Genomic DNA, 408 nt, shown 5'->3' with positions numbered 1-408 from the left:
AAACCGGATCTGGAAGGTGTAAAAACGAAAGTCTCAATGGAGTACGGCAGGGATTACGACGAATCACAACTGGCAGAGATTATGTGCGGCGCGGATCTGGTTGGCGATATTGTCGATAACTGGCTGTGTAACGGAAGGGATTTACCGACAGTGGCGTTCTGCGTCAATAAAACGCATGCCAGCTTCGTGACCATGCAGTTCAACAAAGCCGGAATTAACGCAGAGGTGATGGTTGCTGAAACGCCACATGATGAGCGTCAGTTAATGATCAGTCGTTTTGAAACGGGAGCGACGAAAATCATTGTCAGCGTTGGCGTTCTGGTGGCGGGATTTGACAGTGATGTCCGGTGCATCATTTACGCACGCCCGACAAAATCAGAGATTCGCTGGCTTCAGGCGATTGGGAGA

General features: G+C 50.0%; 1 protein-coding gene. It reads left to right on the top strand.

Annotated features, from left to right (window positions below; translation table 11 throughout):
• Positions 1–408, top strand: a 408-nt coding sequence (locus H7198_RS06915; protein ID WP_274459008.1) for a DEAD/DEAH box helicase, incomplete at both ends; no start/stop codon positions are given.

The sequence above is a fragment of the Fructobacillus sp. CRL 2054 genome (genome assembly GCF_028764065.1).
Lineage (GTDB): Bacteria > Bacillota > Bacilli > Lactobacillales > Lactobacillaceae > Fructobacillus.
Note: the sequence above shows the minus strand (reverse complement) of the source record. Positions and strands in the feature narration are given on the sequence as shown.